Origin of the sequence: Nocardia amamiensis (assembly GCF_015477605.1) — a bacterium.
In the GTDB taxonomy this organism is placed as follows: domain Bacteria; phylum Actinomycetota; class Actinomycetes; order Mycobacteriales; family Mycobacteriaceae; genus Nocardia; species Nocardia amamiensis_A.
This window is the reverse complement of record NZ_JADLQX010000142.1, coordinates 1-1,535: the sequence shown is the minus strand read 5'-3', so window position 1 is coordinate 1,535 and position 1,535 is coordinate 1. Positions and strand designations below refer to the sequence as shown.

2 protein-coding genes and 1 pseudogene are annotated in these 1,535 nt (G+C 64.6%); all 3 read left to right on the top strand.

Annotation, left to right across the window (positions count from 1 at the left end):
- On the top strand, positions 1-125 hold a 125-nt coding region (locus tag IU459_RS37115; protein ID WP_195132019.1), incomplete at its 5' end, for an MspA family porin.
- Positions 126-190: 65 nt separating this feature from the next.
- Positions 191-859, top strand: a complete 669-nt coding sequence (locus IU459_RS37110) for an MspA family porin (RefSeq protein ID WP_040782721.1) — start codon at positions 191-193, stop codon at positions 857-859.
- A 321-nt stretch (positions 860-1,180) separates the two neighbouring features.
- Positions 1,181-1,535: pseudogene (locus IU459_RS37105) on the top strand (MspA family porin); the annotation flags it as partial.

Here is a 1,535-nt window from a genome sequence, read left to right as displayed (position 1 = left end):
ATGCCGAGATTCAGATCCAGGGCTGCGCGGGTTACGCGCAGGCGCGTTCGTACACGGTTGTCGAGATCATCGGCGATCACTACTCGAAGACCACCCTCTACGGGATGCCGTTCAGCATCGGCTGACGTCTGTCGAATCCAACGAACCATCCTCCCGCTGAAGCGGACTCAACCCTCGAGGGATACCAACTATGTTCAACCGTAAGAACCTGGCACGGATGGCCGGCGTCGGCGCCGCTGCCACCATCGCCATGGGCCTGTTCTCCACCGGTGCGGCCAACGCCGACACTTTCGTTCCGCTGCCGGGCGGCGAACTCACCAAGACCCTGTCCGACGGCACCGTCGTGACGATTCGCCTGGTCGGCGAGTCGGCCACCATCAGCCCGTCCATGGGCGCCACGCCGCTGCACCGCAATGCGTGGGTGTCCGGTAGCGCGCAGGTCGAGCTGTCCGGCACCGCCGGCGGCAAGATCTTCCCCGGCTACACCGTTGGCTGCCAGGTCAACATCGCCGGTGGCGGCGCCACCGGTGGCGTCGACGGCAACGTGGACTGGAGCGGCGACACCGTGACCGGTGGCGTCGGCGCCAATAGTGGCGGCAACCTGTCGCTGGGTCCGGGTCAGGCGAAGTCGTTCTACGTGCTCGATCTGGAGCAGGCCGATGACTTCGGTAATGAATCGCACAAGACCCGGAATGCGTTCAAGGGCACCAGCGGTTCGGTCACCTGGGCCGATGAGACCATCGGCCTGAACGGCTGCGGCGGCTACGCCCAGGCGCGGGCTTTCGTCAGCGTCGAGGTGGAGACCGACAACGTCATCACCTGGGTGACGCTGTGGGGTCAGCCCTTCAGCCTCGGCTGAGTGAACGCGGGTAAAAACCCGTAGCCAGCAACGAAATGGGCCCGTCACGTCGGCGACGGGTCCATTTCGTCATGAATTCACTTGGCCCGCAGCAGCGCTCCGCGATCCTAGCCGGGGTGCTGCCTCGCCGCGAGCACTTGCCCGAATTTCCGGAAAAGTCTGGTTGATACCGAATAGCATTGTTTCGTCCGATATCGCTCGATGACGCGATGGTCGGCGGACGGATTGGTGGACTTCACATTCCACCATCCGGACGTCGGCTTGGAGGGACATGTCCGCCTCGACACCCTGGGGCGGGCGGATCAACCTGATGAGGAAAAGATGAGGAAGTACCGCACCAACGGTCTGTCTCGAGGTGCCCGCGTCGCGGGCGTCGCCGCCGCGGCGGCCGTAGCCACCGGTCTGTTGTCGACCGGTGCCGCACATGCCGATGTCTTCGTGCCGTTGCCGGACGGCCACAAGAACGGCCCAGGCGTGAGCATCGCCCGCACGGGTGAGCGCGCCTTGATCTCCCCTTCTCTCGCCGCGAACGGTGCCGGTCGTGTCGTGTGGGTTTCGGGGAATGCCATTGCCGATGTGGCTGTGACGCCGGAGGGCGAGATCGGCCCGAACAACGGTCCGACCGGGAATCCTGGGACCAACAACTCTTCGACCCATGGTGCTTCGCAGTTGAGCA